The organism is Gemmatimonadota bacterium (genome assembly GCA_026387915.1).
Taxonomy (GTDB): domain Bacteria; phylum Gemmatimonadota; class Gemmatimonadetes; order Gemmatimonadales; family Gemmatimonadaceae; genus Fen-1231.
Genome location: JAPLKS010000005.1, coordinates 106186 through 123084, shown reverse-complemented (window position 1 = coordinate 123084; position 16899 = coordinate 106186). Strand labels below are relative to the sequence as shown.

Annotated in this window: 16 protein-coding genes; 8 read left to right on the top strand and 8 right to left on the bottom strand. The window is 65.4% G+C overall.

Translation table 11 applies throughout. From position 1 onward, the window contains the following. Positions 1-35 precede the first annotated feature (35 nt). From NTZ43_01540 to NTZ43_01525, 4 genes are all read left to right on the top strand, one after another. Positions 36-419, top strand: coding sequence for a plastocyanin/azurin family copper-binding protein (locus NTZ43_01540; GenBank protein MCX5765895.1), 384 nt, complete (start codon positions 36-38; stop codon positions 417-419). Positions 420-558: 139 nt separating this feature from the next. Continuing rightward, positions 559-1272 (top strand): hypothetical protein, encoded by a 714-nt coding sequence (locus NTZ43_01535; GenBank protein MCX5765894.1) that lies wholly within the window; start codon positions 559-561, stop codon positions 1270-1272. Between the two features lie 41 nt (positions 1273-1313). Further along, entirely contained in the window at positions 1314-1700 is a 387-nt protein-coding gene (locus NTZ43_01530) for a Fur family transcriptional regulator (protein MCX5765893.1), read from the top strand. A gap of 10 nt (positions 1701-1710) precedes the next feature. Beyond that, positions 1711-2442 carry a cytochrome c biogenesis protein CcdA gene (locus tag NTZ43_01525; protein MCX5765892.1) on the top strand — a complete coding sequence of 244 codons (732 nt, stop codon included), beginning with the start codon at positions 1711-1713 and terminating at the stop codon, positions 2440-2442. A gap of 76 nt (positions 2443-2518) precedes the next feature. On the opposite strand, the gene NTZ43_01520 is transcribed toward NTZ43_01525, so the two are convergent. Both NTZ43_01520 and NTZ43_01515 read right to left on the bottom strand, forming a co-directional pair. Next, a complete protein-coding gene (locus NTZ43_01520; GenBank protein ID MCX5765891.1) occupies positions 2519-3031 on the bottom strand; it encodes a hypothetical protein in 513 nt (170 codons plus the stop codon). Between the two features lie 9 nt (positions 3032-3040). After that, positions 3041-4759 (bottom strand): ABC transporter ATP-binding protein, encoded by a 1719-nt coding sequence (locus tag NTZ43_01515; protein ID MCX5765890.1) that lies wholly within the window; start codon positions 4757-4759, stop codon positions 3041-3043. Positions 4760-4905: 146 nt separating this feature from the next. Between NTZ43_01515 and NTZ43_01510 the strand changes: the two genes are divergently transcribed. Continuing rightward, on the top strand, positions 4906-5805 hold the full coding sequence (locus tag NTZ43_01510) for a hypothetical protein (GenBank protein ID MCX5765889.1): 900 nt from the start codon (positions 4906-4908) through the stop codon (positions 5803-5805). A 3-nt stretch (positions 5806-5808) separates the two neighbouring features. Here NTZ43_01510 and ggt read toward each other — a convergent pair whose 3' ends face one another. Further along, entirely contained in the window at positions 5809-7626 is a 1818-nt protein-coding gene (ggt, locus tag NTZ43_01505; GenBank protein MCX5765888.1) for a gamma-glutamyltransferase, read from the bottom strand. Positions 7627-7700: 74 nt separating this feature from the next. Here ggt and murQ point away from each other — a divergent pair, with 74 nt between their 5' ends. The 3 genes from murQ to NTZ43_01490 are packed head-to-tail and all read left to right on the top strand — an operon-like array spanning position 7701 to position 11283. Next, complete coding sequence (gene murQ, locus NTZ43_01500; GenBank protein MCX5765887.1) at positions 7701-8615, top strand: N-acetylmuramic acid 6-phosphate etherase; 915 nt, start codon at positions 7701-7703, stop codon at positions 8613-8615. Next, the gene (locus tag NTZ43_01495; GenBank protein ID MCX5765886.1) at positions 8612-9817 is read left to right on the top strand and encodes an anhydro-N-acetylmuramic acid kinase; all 1206 of its coding nucleotides are present in this window, start codon (positions 8612-8614) and stop codon (positions 9815-9817) included. Before murQ ends, NTZ43_01495 begins: the two co-directional genes overlap by 4 nt. Further along, a complete protein-coding gene (locus NTZ43_01490; GenBank protein MCX5765885.1) occupies positions 9814-11283 on the top strand; it encodes a hypothetical protein in 1470 nt (489 codons plus the stop codon). The genes NTZ43_01495 and NTZ43_01490 overlap by 4 nt, the downstream gene beginning before the upstream one ends. Positions 11284-11305: 22 nt before the next feature. Here NTZ43_01490 and NTZ43_01485 read toward each other — a convergent pair whose 3' ends face one another. From NTZ43_01485 to NTZ43_01465, 5 genes are all read right to left on the bottom strand, one after another. Then, positions 11306-12505 carry a sensor histidine kinase gene (locus NTZ43_01485; protein ID MCX5765884.1) on the bottom strand — a complete coding sequence of 400 codons (1200 nt, stop codon included), beginning with the start codon at positions 12503-12505 and terminating at the stop codon, positions 11306-11308. Between the two features lie 22 nt (positions 12506-12527). Then, positions 12528-13736: a methyl-accepting chemotaxis protein gene (locus NTZ43_01480; GenBank protein MCX5765883.1), complete on the bottom strand. Its 1209-nt coding sequence runs from the start codon at positions 13734-13736 to the stop codon at positions 12528-12530. Then, positions 13736-14260 (bottom strand): PAS domain-containing protein, encoded by a 525-nt coding sequence (locus tag NTZ43_01475; GenBank protein MCX5765882.1) that lies wholly within the window; start codon positions 14258-14260, stop codon positions 13736-13738. The genes NTZ43_01480 and NTZ43_01475 overlap by 1 nt, the downstream gene beginning before the upstream one ends. Before the next feature lie 132 nt (positions 14261-14392). Then, a complete protein-coding gene (locus NTZ43_01470) occupies positions 14393-15682 on the bottom strand; it encodes a trypsin-like peptidase domain-containing protein (protein ID MCX5765881.1) in 1290 nt (429 codons plus the stop codon). Between the two features lie 46 nt (positions 15683-15728). Next, positions 15729-16820 (bottom strand): Stp1/IreP family PP2C-type Ser/Thr phosphatase, encoded by a 1092-nt coding sequence (locus NTZ43_01465; GenBank protein ID MCX5765880.1) that lies wholly within the window; start codon positions 16818-16820, stop codon positions 15729-15731. Positions 16821-16899: the final 79 nt, after the last annotated feature.

The window sequence follows — 16899 nt, the reverse complement described above, 5'->3', positions numbered from 1 at the left end:
TAACCTGCTCCCCTTTCTCCCCCCCCGGAGGGTCTATGACTTGGAAAATGACGCGTGTGGTGTCGGTGTTGGCGTTGGGCAGTGCAGTGGCATGCGGCGGCGGCGGCAACTCCGCCTCCACGCCTACCTCGCCTACCGGCAGCAACATCGCCCCGGTGACCGTGCCGCCCAATACCGTGCTGGCCACCGACAATAACCAGTTCAATCCCACCTCCCTCACTGTGTCAAAGGGAACGCAGGTCACCTTCACCTTCGGCACGATCTCGCACAACGTCATTTTCTCCGCCGCCTCTGGCGTACCGGCCAATATCGACGTGGTGGCCAACACCTCCGTGACGCGCACCTTCTCCTCCGTTGGCTCTTTTGGCTTTGACTGCACCCTTCACTCCGGCATGCACGGTACCGTCGTCGTGAACTGAGTTCCCCCCGGTCCTGCGTCCGCGGGCGGTGGGTGTGCAGGCGGTCGGCCCTGGGGGGGCGCCGTCGGTAGCTCACTGTCCCGCGGCGTAGGGGGTGCACCGCTCCCGCCACTACCCTCCGCGCGGGTATCTTTCAGTTATGAATGAAGTCCGCGCCCGATTCCTAAAAAGCATCCTCGAGCAGCTTCCCGCGGAACGCATCGTGGAGCTGCATTTTTTTGCCCCTATTCGACAGGGGCAAATCGAAACCGGCGTGGCCGTGATCGCCGCCGAGCCCGAACGACCGCTCCCCGTGGCCGAGCCGCTGGTGGAGTCCGCCTCGGCCTACGAGGCCGCTGACGAGCTGGAGGAGGCCATCACCGACGACGGTGATGCGGACGCTGATGACTTCGACGACGACGTGATCGCCGAACTCGAGGAATCGGACGACGTGATCGCCGAGCTCGAGGAGCCTGATGGCGAAGCGCCCGACGACGACGTGATTACCGAGGAAGAGGCGGACGACTCGCTCGCCCCATCGCCGTACGCCGAAGATGCGGAGGTAACGGCGCAGGCGCTGGCCGATGGTGAACTCGTCGCGATTCTCGATGAGCACGCTCCGGTGCCTGACTTCGACGACGCCCGTCCACGCTTTGAAATCATAACGGCAGCCTATCGCTGGACGCGCAAAGGCCCTGAGCGCGGCAAGTGGGAAGTAGACGTGACCACCGAAGCCGAGGCGCCATTTCCAACCGTCGGTACGGTGGTCAAAGGCGTGCACGATCGTGCCGGTGAAGAGCTCGAACCTATGCGCCTCACCGCCGCAGAACTGCAAACGCTGCTGAGCGAACCGCAGTGGCTGACGCCGGCGTAACCGACCGCTTTCGCACGTGGCTCCGGGAGCGAAATCTCCCGGTGACCGCGCCGCGATTGGCGGTGGCCGAACTGCTCCTCACGGCCGACCGACATCTCTCCGCCGAAGAAGTGGGCGACGAACTCAGCGCACTCGGCACCAGAGTGGGCACCGCCACGATCTACCGTACGCTGGATGTGCTGGTGGAAAGCGGATTGGTTGTGGAACGCGATTTTGGTGAAGGGTTTAAACGCTTTGAGCCCGCGCGCGACATTCCGCATCACGAACATCTCCTCTGCACCTCGTGCGGCCACGTCGAGGAGTTTCAGGACGAACGGCTCGAACGTATGACCACGCTCGTCGCCGAGTCGCGCGGGTTCGCCCGTCAGCGGCACCGGCTTGTCATCTATGGCGTGTGCCGCGATTGTCAGCGCGGCTCCGTCTCATGAGGTGCTCCCTGTGACCGATCCCTCCGGCGGTATGGGACTCGCCATCGCCTTTGGCGCTGGCCTGCTCTCGTTCTTATCGCCTTGTGTGCTGCCGCTCATTCCGAGCTACGTGACGTTCATCACCGGGCTCTCGCTCGAGGACGTCACCAAGGCGCGCCGCACCGCGCTCATTCATTCGTTGCTGTTCATTGCTGGTTTCACGCTCATCTTCCTGGCGCTTGGCGCCACGGCGACGACCGTTGGGCGGTTGCTGCTCTCGCAGCGGTTCTGGCTGAGTCGCATTGGCGGCGGGCTGGTGATTGTATTTGGGCTCTACCTGCTCGGCGTGCTCAACATCACGGCGTTCATGCGCGAGCGGCGCGTGCACTTGCACGACAAACCGGTGGGGTATCTCGGCTCCGTGCTCGTGGGCATCGCCTTTGGCGCCGGGTGGAGCCCGTGCATCGGGCCCATCCTCGGCGCGATTCTCACCTTCACGGCGAGTGAGGCGGACTACAAGCGCGGGCTGTTGCTGTTGCTTGCGTATTCCATGGGACTCGCCGTGCCGTTCTTGGTGGCGGCGCTTGCGGTGGAGCGCTTTCTGGCGCTCTTCAAGCGGCTCAAGTCGCAGATGGTGTGGGTGCAGCGGATTGCCGGCGTGTTGCTGATTGCCGTTGGTCTGCTGATGATCACCAACTATCTCACGATTTTGAGTTCGTGGATGCAGAACTTTACACCGGATTGGATCAAGAGCCGGTTGTAATAGCGGCGCGCTACGCGCGCTTCGCGCGCTTGCGTTGGTGGCGCCGCGTGGCCCTGTGGGCTGCGCGGCGCTGCTGTTAGAAGTGTCCGCCGGTGCGGATCACGAACCAGGGAGTGTTGCTCCCCGAGGTGAATAGGTTCGTCGCGCCAAACTCGACGAACGGTTGGTACTTGGATTCCCACACGTAGCCTACGCCGCCCTGCACGCCGAAGTTGGTGCCGCGGCGCGAATAGCGGTCGCTCCGTGACGCCGTGGAGTTGTAGATGCCGGGGCCGGCGAACTCGTACAACGTGAGCGATGGGCGGTGCATGAGATTGAACGACACGCTCTGGAATTCCATGGATGGCGTGCTACCGCGTTTGGCAAAGTGGGTGAAGTCCACGTCGAGGCGATACGCCATCTGTGCCCAGCGTTGCGTGACCCAGCCGAGCTCGCCTTCGTCGCGAAGCGCTACACTGAAACCGCTGCCGGCGACATCGGCAAAGCCACCAACGGGCACGTTGATGCCGATGGCGAGCGACGGCCCCTGCGCACGGGCCGCAGCGGCAGAGGCGAGCAACAGCAGGGCTATGATGCGCAATCGACGCACGGGTACCTCCTAGGCCGCTTCCACGGCTTCTTCGAGTTGCTGTCGGTTGAGCAGCGTCCAGTACTTACCCCGCAGCGCGAGCAACGATTCGTGGGTGCCCGACTCCACAATGCGTCCGTCGTCGAGCACAATGATATGGGTGGCCTCGCGAATGGCGGTAATGCGATGCGAGGCAATCACGGCGGTGCGGGCGGTGAGCGCGCTGCGCAGGCCGTGCAAAATGGCGGCTTCGGTTTGCGTGTCTACGGCAGAGAGCGCATCGTCGAGCACCACAATCGACGGGCGTCGCGCCAACGCGCGCGCGATGGCCGCGCGTTGCTTTTGCCCGCCCGAGAGATTGATGCCGCGCTCGCCGAGCATGGTGTCGAGTCCGGCGGGGAGCTCGGCAATGGTCTCGGTGAGTTGCGCAACGTCGGCGGCCCAGCGGATGGTTTCGTCGGACGTATCGGTGGCGGGTGTGCCCGTCGCGTTCGTCGCGTCAGTCTCTCCGTAGGCGAGGTTCATGCCAATCGTTTCGCCAAAGAGCAGGCTCTCCTGCGGCACAAAACCAATCTCCTGACGGAGCGCGGCAAGATCCAACTCGCGCACCGGCACGCCGTCCACGAGCACCTCGCCGCTCGTGGCGTCGTATACACGCGTGAGCAGTTCGAGCAACGCCGTCTTGCCGCTCCCCGTTGCGCCGACCACGCCGAGTGTGCCGCCGGCGGGAATGGTGAAGGAAATGTCGCGGAGGATGTCGCGGCCAGCGTCGCCGTTGGCCGTGGGGTAGGCAAACGTCACGTGGCGATACTCAATCGCGCGACCGCCACTCGTGACTGGCAACGCGCGCGGCGAGGCAGGGGAGACGATGGTCGGTTGCGCGTTGAACAAATCGTTGAGGCGCGCCATGGATGCGGCGCCGCGCTGAAAGAGGTTCGTCACCCAGCCAAGCGCAATCAGCGGCCACGTAAGGTTGGAGAGATAAAAGCCGAACGCCACAAACGCGCCCACGCTGATGGTGCCATCAATCACCATGCCGCCGCCAACCCAGAGCACGGCCGCGGTGCCGAGGCCCGCGAGCACGGTGAAGGCCGGATTCATGAGGCCATACAGCTTGGCGAGGCGCACGTTCATTCGCACGTAGTCCACGCTCATCGCCCCAAAGCGCTGCGATTCGGCGTGCTCCTGCCGGTAGGCGCGCACGATGCGCACGCCGGAGAGATTTTCCTGCGCGCGGGTGGTGAGTTCGCCAAAGTGCTTCTGCACCGCCTCAAAGCGATCGTGCACGGCGCGGCCGAGTTTCATCATCACGAGCGGCAGCGCGATCATCGGCAGCACCGCCACGGCGGTAAGGCGCGGACTGATGCGCATCATGAACACAAAAGCCAGCACGCCGCCAAAGATCGTGTTGGTGAGGTACATAATGGCCGGGCCGGCGGCGAGGCGCACGGCGCCGAGGTCGTTGGTGAGGCGCGCCATGATCTCGCCGGTGCGGGTGCGGCCAAACCAAGCGGCGTCGAGGGTGGCGAGATGCGCAAAGAGATCGTTGCGCAAGTCATTCTCAATGCGGCGGCTGAGGCCGTTGAGCAACTCCCGCATGAGGTAGCGGAACACCATCGTCACGAGGCTCAGCCCGACCATGGTGCCGGCAATGCGAATGGCCACGGACGGGCCGTTGGGATCACGAAAGCCGTCGATGGCGGAGCGCAGAAACCCCGGGATGGTGTTCTGCAATACCACCGACACCATCACACTGGTCAGCCCCCATGCAACTTGTGCGCGGTAGGGGCGGTAGTATGGAAGAAGACGGAGCAGTGCCCTCAAGGGGCGCTCCGTGCGGTGTGCGGTGCGCCGCGGTGTGGTGAGGCGCCGTGCAAAACTCTCGAGGAGTGCATATGCGGTTCAAAGATATCGGACTTACGCTGTCGGTGCTCGGCGTGCTAATGGTGACCGCTGCCTGCAAAGGCGACGAGACGCAGCAGAATGGCGCGCAGAATGCGCGACAGATTGAACTCCCGCCGGTGGCCGCGTCGCAGCCGCAGTTGAATGACGCGCCCAAGCCTGAGCCTGCCGCTGAGAAGCCAGCGCCGAAGCCGGCACCCACACCAAAACCAAAGGCCCCCGAGCCGACGACTGTTACGGTGCGGAAGATCGCGCCGCCCGAGGCCGCGCCGGCCGCGCCCGCCGCGGCGGCTGCGACGGCTGCCGCTCCCAGCGCCACCGTGGCCGCAGCGCCCGCTGCGGCTGAGCCGGCCTTTGGGACTATTGCCACCGGAACGGCGCTCAAAGTGTCGCCAGCGATGCGCATCTGCACCAACACGCACGCCGTGGGTGATCGCGTCACCGCCACGCTCGACGAGTCGGTGGTGGGAAGCAATGGTGCGCTCCTGCCCATGGGTTCGACGGTCATGCTACGCGTCACCGAATCCGGGCGCGGCAAGGGGAGCGAGGCCGATGCGCGCATTGCCTTTGAGGTGATGTCCGTGCGCGTGGGCGACACCACGTATCAGGCGTGGGGACACCTCGCACAGATTGCATCGCTCGAAAAGGTGCGCGCGCAGAGCACGGCTGACCAAGCCAAAAAGATTGGCGCCGGCGCCGCCATTGGCGCGCTCGCCGGTCAGCTCCTTGGCAAGAACACCAAGTCCACTGTTATTGGCGCGGCCGTTGGCGCCGCGGCAGGCACCGCCGTGGCCGCAGGCACAGCCGACTACGATGCCTGCGTGCCACAGGGCGCGCGTTTTTCTATTCTGCTCGACCGCGCCATGAATGTGCGCGCGGTGATGCTGAAATAGCCGCTAGTACCCGACCGCGCCGCCCACCGACCGTGGCTCAAAGACGCCGTGCCAACCACCGGGCACGCGCAGAATCGAGTTCACGTTCGCAATGCCGCCCTGCGAGCGGATGGTATGCCCCATCGCCTTGAGTGAGTCGAGCACGGCGGGGGCAAAGCCATTGTTCTCCACGCGGATTTCGTCCGGCAACGACTGATGGTGCAGGCGCGGCGCGCGCATCGCGTCGGCGAGCGACATGTGATGCTCAATCACGTTGAGGATCACTTCCATCGTGGCGGTGATGATCGTCGGGCCGCCGGCGGCACCGGTGACCATCAGCACCTGCCCCTTTGCGTCGAGCACAATCGTCGGCGACATCGCCGAGAGCATGCGCTTGCCAGGCTGAATGGCGTTGGCTTCGCCCTGCACGAGCCCAAACATGTTGGGGCTGCCAGGCTGCGCGGCAAAGTCGTCCATCTCGTTGTTCATAAAGAAGCCGCCGCCGCGCACCCACACCGCGCTGCCAAAGCCGCCATTGAGCGTGGTCGTGGTAGCCACCGCGTTCCCCTGGCCATCCACCACCGAGTAGTGCGTGGTGTGCTCCGGTTCGCGACCGGCGTTGAACGCGGGCGTCTTGCTCGCGGCGGTGCGGCTGATCTGCTTGGCCAACGACGCAGCGTACGTTTTGCTCGTGAGTTCCTCCATCGGAACTTTCACGAACGCCGGATCGGCGAGCTTCTGATTGCGATCAATAAAGGTGCGGCGATACGTCTCGGCGAGCAGATGCGCGTACTGCGTGCTGCCAAAGGGCGGCAGCGGCGCAAAGGTTTCGAGAATGTTGAGCGACTCGGTCATCGTAATGCCGCCCGAGCTGGCCGGCGGCATCGTCAACAGCGTGTAGCCGCGATAGGTGCTCTGCACAGGGACGCGCCACTCGGGCTTATAGCGGCGCAAATCTTCCTTGGTAATAATGCCGCCGCCGCGCTTCATCTCGGCGACGAGCGAGTCACCCACTTCGCCGTCGTAGAACGCCTGCGGGCCCTTGCCGGCAATGAGCTTGAGCGAGCGCGCCAGCTCCGCTTGCACAAAGCGCGAGCCCGGCGCGGGTGCTTCGCCGCCGGGGAAGAACAGTGCCGCCCCTTCGAACTGCGTGATGTTGCGCTTGTCGGCGGCCACGCCTCGCGAGAACGCCGAGTCCACTACAAAGCCCTGCGCCGCCAGACGAATGGCCGGCGCCATCACTTCGGCGAGCGACTTGGTGCCGTACTTGGCTAGCGCCGCCGACATGCCCGCGACTGCGCCGGGAACGCCGCTCGCCAAATGCCCGAGCGTGCTCTTGTTGGTGAGCTTGCCGTTGGCGTCCACGTACATGTTGCGCGTGGCAGCGAGCGGTGCAACTTCGCGGTAATCAATGACCGCGGTGCGCCCGTCGGCCATGCGAATATTCATAAACCCGCCGCCGCCAATGTTGCCGGCAAAGGGATAGGTCACGGCTAAGGCGAACCCGGTGGCCACGGCGGCATCTACCGCATTGCCGCCGGCCCGCAGAATCTCCACGCCGGCCTCGCTGGCCAGCGCGGAGTTGCTCACGACCATGGCGTGCTCGCCAAAGCTGGGCGCTACCGACTTAGGAAAACGCCATCCCTGCGGGAAGGCGGCGTCCACGGTCGCCTGCGCGGCGGCTGGGCGGTCGCGGCGGTCCACCTGGGCGGCGGGCGCGGCGACACCGGGAGCAGCGGCGCCGGGCGCGCTTGGGGCGGGCACCGGAGCGGGCGCAGACTGCGGGCGGCACGCCACGAGCAACGTGGCGGCAAGGACGGAGCGGGGGAAGCGAAACGCCACGGGAGACTCCTCTGGGAGACGTGCAGGCGGTAAGTTAGCAATATCTCACCCCGCAACGTCAGGGCTGCCATACCGTGATCGTGGATCCGCGCGTTACCGAGCGCCGCAACCCGCGCACCGCCGACATCGACCTTGCCTCACCGCAAGCGATTGTCGATCTCATCAACGCCGAAGACCGCACCGTGGCCGATGCGGTGGCCACGCAGCGTGAACCGCTGGCGGCTGCCGTGGCTGCCGCCGAGCAAACGCTGCGGAGCGGCGGTCGCCTCTTTTATGCGGGCGCCGGTACATCGGGACGACTCGGCGTACTCGACGCGAGCGAAATTCCGCCCACCTTCGGCGCGCCGCCGGAGCTGGTGCAGGGGATTATTGCTGGCGGCCCCGCCGCGCTCACCCGCTCGCAAGAAGGCGCGGAAGATCGCCCCGATGGCGCCCGCGCTGACCTCGACGCGGCGGGCGTGCGCGCCGGTGACTTTGTGATTGGCATCGCGGCCAGCGGCACCACGCCCTACGTGCGCGCCGCGTTGCAGCACGCCAAATCACTCGGCGCGCGCACGGCCGTTGTGGCCTGTTCGCCGCCGCCAGCCGAAACGCTCGCCGCGGCAGACATTGCGATTGTGGCTATCACCGGGCCGGAAGTGGTCACTGGTTCCACGCGCCTCAAGGCTGGCACCGCCACCAAACTGATTCTCAACACCATCACCACCGGCGCGATGATTCGCCTCGGCAAGACGTACGGCAACTTGATGGTGGACATGCAGGCCTCGAACGTGAAGCTCGTGGACCGCAGCGAGCGCATTGTGGCCGAAGTGTGCGGCATTGCGCGCGAGCAGGCACGCGAGGTGCTCACGCAGGCAGGCGGGAGCGTGAAGTACGCCATTGTGATGCAGCGGCTTGGCGTGTCGCGTGACGAAGCGGTGCGGCAGCTCGACGCCGCAGGTGGCGTGATTCGGCGCGTCCTGCCGGGCGAACCACCGCCGGTTACATGAGCGACATCGGCACCGCCGCGGCCGCGGCCAACGCGCTCGCGCGCGTTCCTGCGACCGTAATCGTTGGCCTCATGTCGGGCACTTCGCTCGACGGCATTTCTGCCGCGGCGGTGCGCTTCAGCGAACAGAATGGCGTGCTCCACCACGAGTTGCTCGCCTTTCGCAGTCTGCCGTACACCGACTCGCAACGTGCGCGACTCGCCGCCGCGCTCACCGGCGCCACGCCGCTTGAATACACGCGACTCGACTTTGAACTCGGCGCTTGGCTCGCCGACGCGGCCGTCGCGGTGATCGCCGAGTGCGGTGTGGCGCGTGCCGACATTGCGGCCATTGCGAGCCACGGGCACACCGTGTGGCACGATCCACCACACGCCACTTGGCAGTTTGGTCAGCCCGCCGTGATTGCTGAGCGCACCGGAATTCCGGTGATTGCCGATTTCCGCGTGCGCGACGTGGCGGCGGGCGGGCAGGGCGCGCCGCTCGTGCCAATGGCCGACGCACTCCTCTTTGCAGCACCGGAGCATTGGCGCGCGTTGCAAAACATTGGCGGCATTGGCAATGTGACCATCGTGCCGCCGGGCGGTGATACGCGCGCGGTGCGCGCGTTCGACACCGGCCCGGGCGTGGCGGTGATTGATGGCGTGGTGCGCGCGTTGCGTCCTGATCTCGCCTTTGACGTGGACGGCGCGCTCGCCGCAGCTGGTGCGCCTATTGAGGCGGTGGTCGCTGACGCCATGCGGCATCCGTACTTTGCCGCCGAGCCACCCAAGAGCACTGGGCGCGAGTTGTTTACGCCCCGTTTTATTGGCGATTTCATCACGGCGTGCCGCGCGGCCAAGCCCGCCGCGACGGACGCCGACATTGTGGCCACGGCCGTGTTGTTCACCGCGCGCAGCATTGCCGACGCCTTTGCGCGCTTTGTGCCGGAGCCGGTGGCGGAGCTGTTGCTCTCAGGGGGCGGCGCTCGGAATCCCGCGCTGGTGGCGGCCATTGAGCGCGAACTCGCGGCGGTGCCGGCAGCCGCAGGGTTTGGCGCGCGGCGCGTGGCGAGCTTTGACGATGTGTGCTACGACGGGGAAGCCAAAGAAGCGGTGGCTTTTGCCCTGCTCGGCTGGCTCCACTTGCAACACCGCCCCGGCAACGTTCCCTCCGCCACCGGCGCCCGCGCCCCGCGCATCCTCGGCGCCTACACACCGGCGTGAATACCGCCGCACTGCTGATTCCCGCGTTGCGGTACGATGCGGCGTTTGGCTTTCGTCACCTGCAGGATCATATCGACGACTGCCTCGAACTCGGCGTTGGTGGGTTTCTTATTTATGGCGGTTCGGCCGCGGAAGTCACTGCGCTCACGGAGGACCTGCGGCGGCGTTCGTCGCTGCCTCTACTCTTGGCGGCCGATGTTGAGCGCGGCGCGGGGCAGCAGTTTGCCGACACGCTCGCGTTGCCGCCCTTTGGTGCGCTTGGCTCCCTCGGTGATGTGGACATCATTCGCCGCGCCGCACGCATTACCGCGCGTGAACTGAAACGCGTGGGGCTCAACTGGGCCTTTGCGCCGGTGTGCGATTTAGATGTGGCGCCCTTCAGCCCCATTGTGAATACGCGCGCTGCCGGTGGCGATGCGGCCACGGTTGCGGCCGCGGTATCCGAATGGATTGATGCCTGTCAGGCCGAAGGGGTGCTCGCGTGCGCCAAGCATTTTCCGGGGCACGGGCGCGCGGACGGCGATTCGCATGTGATGCTCCCGAGTGTGCTGGCCGGCGCTGAGCAGTTGTGGCGCGACGACCTGCTTCCATTTCGCGCGGCCGTGGATGCCGGTGTTGCCTCGATGATGACGGCGCATGTCACGTATGCTTCACTCGACGCCACGGGAGAACCGGCAACGCTCTCCAAGCCGCTGCTCACCGAACTCTTGCGCGGCGTCATGGAGTTTGACGGTCTCCTAGTGAGCGACGCGTTAGAAATGGACGGCATTCTCGCGGTGGGGAATGAAGCCGACGTTGCCGTGCGCGCCATCAATGCTGGGTGCGACGTCTTGCTCTCGCCGCTCAACGTGGAACTCACGGCGCGCGCGTTGGACCGTGCGGTACAAGACGGCCACATCCACTCGGAACGGTTGCGCGAAGCACTTGAGCGCCGGCAGCGTTGGGCGCATTGGGCGCATCCGAGCGGCGGCCGCGAAGCGTCACTCGACGATGTGGCGTGGGCGCGGCAGGTGGCGGACCGCACGGTGCATGTGGCGCGTGGCGCTGCGCCGCGTGTAGGGGAGGCAGTGGAGATCGTGCTTGTTGACGACGACGCCGGCGGTCCCTGGCTGGTGCCAAACCGCACGCGGTTTGGCGCGATGTTCCACGCGTTTCATGTGAACGCCATGGTGGTGGCCGAGCCGTCGGCGGGAACGAAGGTGCCGGTGCTCGTGGCGCTCTTCGCCGACGTCGTGGCGTGGAAGGGCGCCGACGGTGTGAGTGAGGAGGGTGTGCAGCGGGCGCAGCGCGCCCTCGACGTGGCGGCGCATCAGGGACGCGAAGGGTGCGTCGTGTTGTTTTCGCATCCGCGCCACGCCGCGCTGTTTGATGCGTCAACCAACGTGGTGTGCGCCTGGGGCGGGGAAGCACCCATGCAAGAAGCCGCGGCGCGTGTGATCGCGTCGCGGTCGCTCGTGCGACGGTAGCCGAGGCTCGGGTGCTCGCGGCTCAGGACGCCGCGAGCACCTTGGGATAACGCACGGCGAAGCGCGTGCCGTCGCGCGAATTGGATACAAATGAGACGCGCCCGTGCAAATGCCGTTCGCTCAAGAGCTTGATGCTATACGTGCCGAGTCCGCGTCCGGAGCCTTTGGTCGAAAACGACCGCATAAAGACTTGGCTCTGCACCGCCTCCGGCATGACGGCGCTGTTGTGCACGGTAAAGCAGACCATGTCGCCTTCCGCTCGCGCGGCCAGCGTCACTTTGCCGCCTGAGTCGGTGGCCTCAACCGCGTTCTTGACGAGATTCGTGAGGACGCGACGGAGCAAGACCGGATCGCTCACCATGTCGCACCGCTCCGACGTGGCATCGACGCTTACAGAGATGCCGCGCTCGAGGCTTTGCGAATGAAACTGGTGAGCCGTATGCTCGAGCAATTCCTGCGACCGCACCGGCACCGCCGACACCTGAAGTTCCCCGTTCTCGGCAAGGGTGAGCAGGCGTTGTGCGGTAATCTCACTCATCAGCTGGTCGGTGGACTGCGAGAGCATGCCCGCCACTTTGCGGATGCCGTTCTCGCGCATCTCCGTCATCTGCATCAACTCGGCGAGGCCATGTACGCCGGCGGCGGTGTTGAGCACGTCGTGAAAAAAGATCTTCTCGAGCGCTTCCCGCCGTTTTTCGTTGCTGATGTCGACCATAGAGTAGACGAGGAACGTCTCGCCGTCGATGTGGATGGGATGCGACCAGACGCGCAGGTCGAGCGCGGTCTGCCACTCGTTTTCTGCACCGCACACGACGCGGCACTCTTGAATGTCGAGTTCCCCCGACTCCTGGCTTCGCTTGATGGCGAGTGCGCCACCGCACGACTGGCACTGCGCGGAGGTGCCGCAGCCCCCGGGCGTCCGGCGCGCGTTGGAGCAACCGAGCGCCTCGCCGGCGCGCAGGCCGAGTACCGCCGCGGCGTCGTGGGCGCCGGAGCTCCGGAAGGTGCCCGACAGCGCGTCGGCCTTGCCGGCCTCGAGAAACGCGAGGAACGATCGGTTGGCAAAGACGATCTGCCGTTCGTCGTTGAGCACCACCGCCATATTGGGTACGGTGTCGAGAAATTCCCGTGCGAGCGGATGCGAGGCAATCAAGTCGCATTGCCGGCGAACTTCTTCCGGCGTGGCACGTTCCGCCGGAAGGTGGTGTGTTGGTAGTGACATCTGCCCTCCCTGCGACGGTGATTTAGTGCTTGCGCATCTGGCCAAGGAACTCGTCGACGTCGCCCATGAGCGATTCGGCCACGCGTGACAAATCAGACGCGGAGGCCACCATCTGGTCTGCGGCGTCTTGTGTCTGCACGCTGCCTGCGGCGGCGGTCGCCACCGTTTCGCTCACTTGGCGTGTGCCCTCTACCGCTTGGTTGATGCTCTTGCCCATCAGACCGGTGGCGGTCCCTTGGCTCGCCACCGCCCGCCGCATCCCCGACAGGAGCTCATGCATCCCGGTTACGGTCTCCGTGATACCGGCCGTCGCTTTGACCGCGTCGGCGGTGGCTTCTTGAATCGTCTCCACCATGAGCTCGATGTCACCCGTTGCTTTTGCCGTTCGCGTTGAGAGGCTGTTCACTTCCGTCGCGACCACGGCAAAGCCAAGCCCCGCGTCGCCGGCATGCGCCGCTTCAATCATCGCATTCAGGGCCAGCATGCGTGTTTGCAGCGCCACCTCGTTGATGATGGCAACCACGCGGGTGATGTCGCGCGCGGCGCTCTCCAGCCCGGTGACCACAGCGTTCGCCCGCTGTGCTTCCGCGAGGGCCTGCTCCGCCATCACGCGCGAATGCTCCACCTGCGTCTCAATCTCAGTTGCCGCGTCCGCAATCCGGGTGCTCGCGCTGGCCACGGTCGCCATATGCTGCGAGGTCGTGACGGCCGCCGCTTCCGCTGTTTCAGCTTCCCGACTCGTGGTTTCGGCAGAGGCCATCAGCGATCGCGCCGTGGCTTCGGCTTCGGTGGCGGTCGCCGCCACGCCGTGCACGACCTCGTTAATCATGTCCTCGAACGCGGCGGAGAGGCGCACACGTTCCGCGCGCTGGGCGGCGCTCTTCGCCTGCTGTTCCGTTGCGGTGTTGATCAACGCCGCACCGTGGCGAAAACTCCCCAGCATGCCGCGGGTGAGGACGCGACGGTAGAAGCGCTCCTCGCTGGCGGCTAACAGCGACGCACTCGACTCGCGCACAAAGGCGTCGGTCATGTCGAGCAAATGGTTGATGTCGCGCTGCATCGCGCCCATGGGGCTCGCGTCATCAATGTACAGTATGCGCTGTTCAAGGTCGCCGCGCGCCGCGGCGGCACACACGCGGCTCACTTCGGCGATCGCGTCACGCGACAGATCAATCTCAGGACGGCGTGCGTCGCCGCGCCGAGCGGCGCGCGCGAATGAGGGCATGTGCATTAGAGGCTCCAGACCAGTTCGTCGTACGTTTGGCCCGCGTCGGCGAGCATGGCATTGAGCTTCCATTGTCCAGCGGCAATCCCTTCCTTTTTGTTTTCGTGCTTGCGTTCCTCGGCCAACAGCGCGGCGTAAATCGGTTTGATTTTCGCAACCGCACCGGGGTCCGGCGTGCGTCGGTTGGAGTGGTAGCCAATAAGCGCGCCGGCACCGTCATACGTGGGCGTCACGTGCGCATGCGCCCAATAGGCGTCCCCGTCGCGGGCGAGGTTCAGCACGTACGCAAAGATTTCGCGCCCCGCGCTGATGGTGTCCCACAGCAACTTGAACACGCACGCGGGCATGTCCGGGTGGCGGATGATGTTGTGTGGTTTACCAATGAGGTCCACTTCCGCGTAGGACGACATGCGGAGGAACACGTCATTGGCGTAGGTGATGCGCCCTTTGAGATCGGTTTTGCTCACGATGATCTCGTTGGCATCGAAGCCGCGCTCACGCCCAGTAGGTTTTATTGCTGGAACAGCCACGTCGCACTCCGCCAAAATAGTTGACGCTCCCGCCCAGAAGTGGAACGAGGTAGCGTCTAGATTTTCGGCGGATCGTCACGTAACTGTGCAGGGAAATCCCTGACGAGCGGCTGGTGAAATCCGGCGTCGCGGTTACTTCGGGCGATTGACGTCCGGCGGCATCTGCTGCACGACCCGCGCCGATGGCACAGCGTACACAATTCGGCCATTCGCCTCGCGCGGTCCACCGAACACCACACCCACCACCGCGCCCTTGGCGTTGAACACCGGGCTTCCGCTCGACCCTTCTGCGGCCCAGCCGTCGAGTTGAAGCGTGTCGGTCAACGCTTTCGACACAATCGCCACACCCAAGGACGTGCGCGGGTGCAGTCTGTTGATGTCGCCACCCATGCCAGCGGTCTCCGTGCCGAGTGGATACCCGAGGATCGTGAGTGCCGTGCCCACCGGTGGTGTTGGTGCTGTCGAAAGAGAGCCCACCACAGGGTAGCTGCCCCCTTCGTCAATCTGGAGCCAAGCGAGTTCGTCGGTCGCGCTCACCTTGAGCACGTGCGCACGTCGCCACTGCCCCACCGTGCCATTGAAGATCACCTGCACCTGCGGCGCGGTCACGCCTTGGTCATCCACCACCACGTGGCGATTGGTGACCACTAGTCCGTTTCGTGCGACATTGAACCCCGAGCCGCTGACCATGTCGCCGTTCGCAAACTTGACGGCCACGAACACCACCGCCGCCATGTTGCGACGCACCGTCGACGCCACGTCCGCGTCCGAGAGCGCCGCGACCGCGCGCTGCCGATCTTCGAGTGCGTGGAGACTCTCCGCTGCGGCACTTGTGCTGCCGCCACCACCTTGCGCCATCTGCGCCTTGAGCGCGGCCATCTGCACGGCGCTGAGGCTGTCGCTACTGCGCCGTGCGTCGGACATGTTCTTGAGCAACATGTCCACACGCAGAGTCGACAACCGGCGATCCTGATAACTCCGCCATCCCACCGTGCCGCCAATCACCACAACGAGCACACCGAGCGCCACCACCGCGTGACGCAGCGTTCGCGTTTGTAGATGCACCGCTTCGGCCACCAGCTCCATCGTGTTTCGGCGCGGCGGCGTTCCGCTGGACACGGTGCGAAACTCCACCGTGGGCCCCTGGGCGCCAAAGCCAATCACGTCGCCGTCGCGGAGCAGCTGCGGGGCACTGATGCGCGCACCGTTCACGAGCGTGCCGTTGGTGCTCGCCAGATCGTGTAGCGTCACGCCGCCGTCGGCGGTGCGCAATTCCGCGTGGCGCGCAGAGACGTCGGCATCGTGCTCCGCATGAAAGCGCACGTCGCATGACGGGTGGCGTCCAACAGTGACCACCGGTTGGTCGAGCGTGTCCCGCTGCCCAGCGCGCGAGCCGCTGGTGATGCGGAGTTCGATCGGCATTACCGGAGGTAGCGGTACAACTGCCAGGCAATAACGCCCAAGGCAATCAGGCCAAAGATGATGCGCCACGTTTCGCGCGAGACGCGAGCGTCGGGCGCGTCGGGCGCGTCGGGCGCGTCGGGCGCGTCGGGCGCGTCGGGCGTAGTTCGCCGGAAACAGCGCTGCCAGAGGCGTGCTCGTTGAGGTCGGCGTCATCGGCGAGCGCCGTAATGTCATCCGCGCTCACGCGCACCGTGGGGCGCATCTCCGATTCGCTGACATACGGGCGATAGCCAATCGTATCGCCAGCGGCCGGCGCGAGGAGCGTGGCGCCATCAGCGCGCGCGGCGATCACCGTGATATTGTCCGGGCCACCATTCTCGTTGGCCAAATCAATCAGGCGCTTGCACAGTTGCACGAGATCGGTGGAGTCCGTGGCAATCGTGGCGATGTCGGTGGCGTGCATCTGGCCGCTCAGTCCGTCACTGCACAACAGGAGCACGTCGCCGCGGCGCAGCTGCTGCTGCGTGAGATCCACCTTCACGGTGGGCTCCGGACCAATCGCCTGCAAAATGATATTGCGGCGTTCGCTCACTTCGGCCTCTTCTTCGGTCAGCTCACCGGCCTCGATGAGCTTTTGCATCAGCGACTGATCCTTGGTGATCTGCACCGCCACGCCGTCGCGCACGAGATACGCGCGGCTGTCGCCCACCTGCGCCAGATACAACTGATCACCGAGCAGACCGGCGATCGTGGCCGTGGTCCCCATGCCGCGATTTTCGGGATGCTCAATCGCAAATCGATGAATCCGCGCGTTGGCCGCCTCCGTGGCAGCCTTGAGTGCAATCACAAAGGTCTCGGCGCTGGTCCCCGCCGCACGGCGCCAGCGCGCGTCCAGTTCCGAGAGCACGACGTCCGTTGCCATGGCGCTGGCCAGTTCACCCGCCGCCGCACCACCCATGCCGTCTGCGACCATAAACAGCGTGCCGCGCGCGCCCTGAACGTGCGTCCGCACTTCGGGCTGCAGTGTGGCGTTCCCCGTTTCGAGGTCGCACACCACAAACGCGTCTTCGTTGTGCTCGCGCGTCCGCCCCACGTCGGTGCGGCCAAAGACGTGGACGGTAACTGCGCTGGAGAGCGGCGTGTGGTTTGAGGTCACGTAGAGGGGGGCGACGTGGCTAGTCAGTGATGGGACGGTGGAACGTTAGTGCGCAGCGCAAAGCAGCGGGAGTCGTGTC

Excerpts from the sequence above, each read along its gene's own strand:
- NTZ43_01540 (MCX5765895.1), top strand. The coding sequence starts at position 36 with ATGACTTGGAAAATGACGCGTGTGGTGTCGGTGTTGGCGTTGGGCAGT.
- NTZ43_01535 (MCX5765894.1), top strand. The coding sequence starts at position 559 with ATGAATGAAGTCCGCGCCCGATTCCTAAAAAGCATCCTCGAGCAGCTT.
- NTZ43_01515 (MCX5765890.1), bottom strand. The coding sequence starts at position 4,759 with ATGGTGTCGGTGGTATTGCAGAACACCATCCCGGGGTTTCTGCGCTCC.
- NTZ43_01510 (MCX5765889.1), top strand. The coding sequence starts at position 4,906 with ATGCGGTTCAAAGATATCGGACTTACGCTGTCGGTGCTCGGCGTGCTA.
- NTZ43_01495 (MCX5765886.1), top strand. The coding sequence starts at position 8,612 with ATGAGCGACATCGGCACCGCCGCGGCCGCGGCCAACGCGCTCGCGCGC.
- NTZ43_01485 (MCX5765884.1), bottom strand. The coding sequence starts at position 12,505 with ATGTCACTACCAACACACCACCTTCCGGCGGAACGTGCCACGCCGGAA.
- NTZ43_01480 (MCX5765883.1), bottom strand. The coding sequence starts at position 13,736 with ATGCACATGCCCTCATTCGCGCGCGCCGCTCGGCGCGGCGACGCACGC.
- NTZ43_01470 (MCX5765881.1), bottom strand. The coding sequence starts at position 15,682 with ATGCCGATCGAACTCCGCATCACCAGCGGCTCGCGCGCTGGGCAGCGG.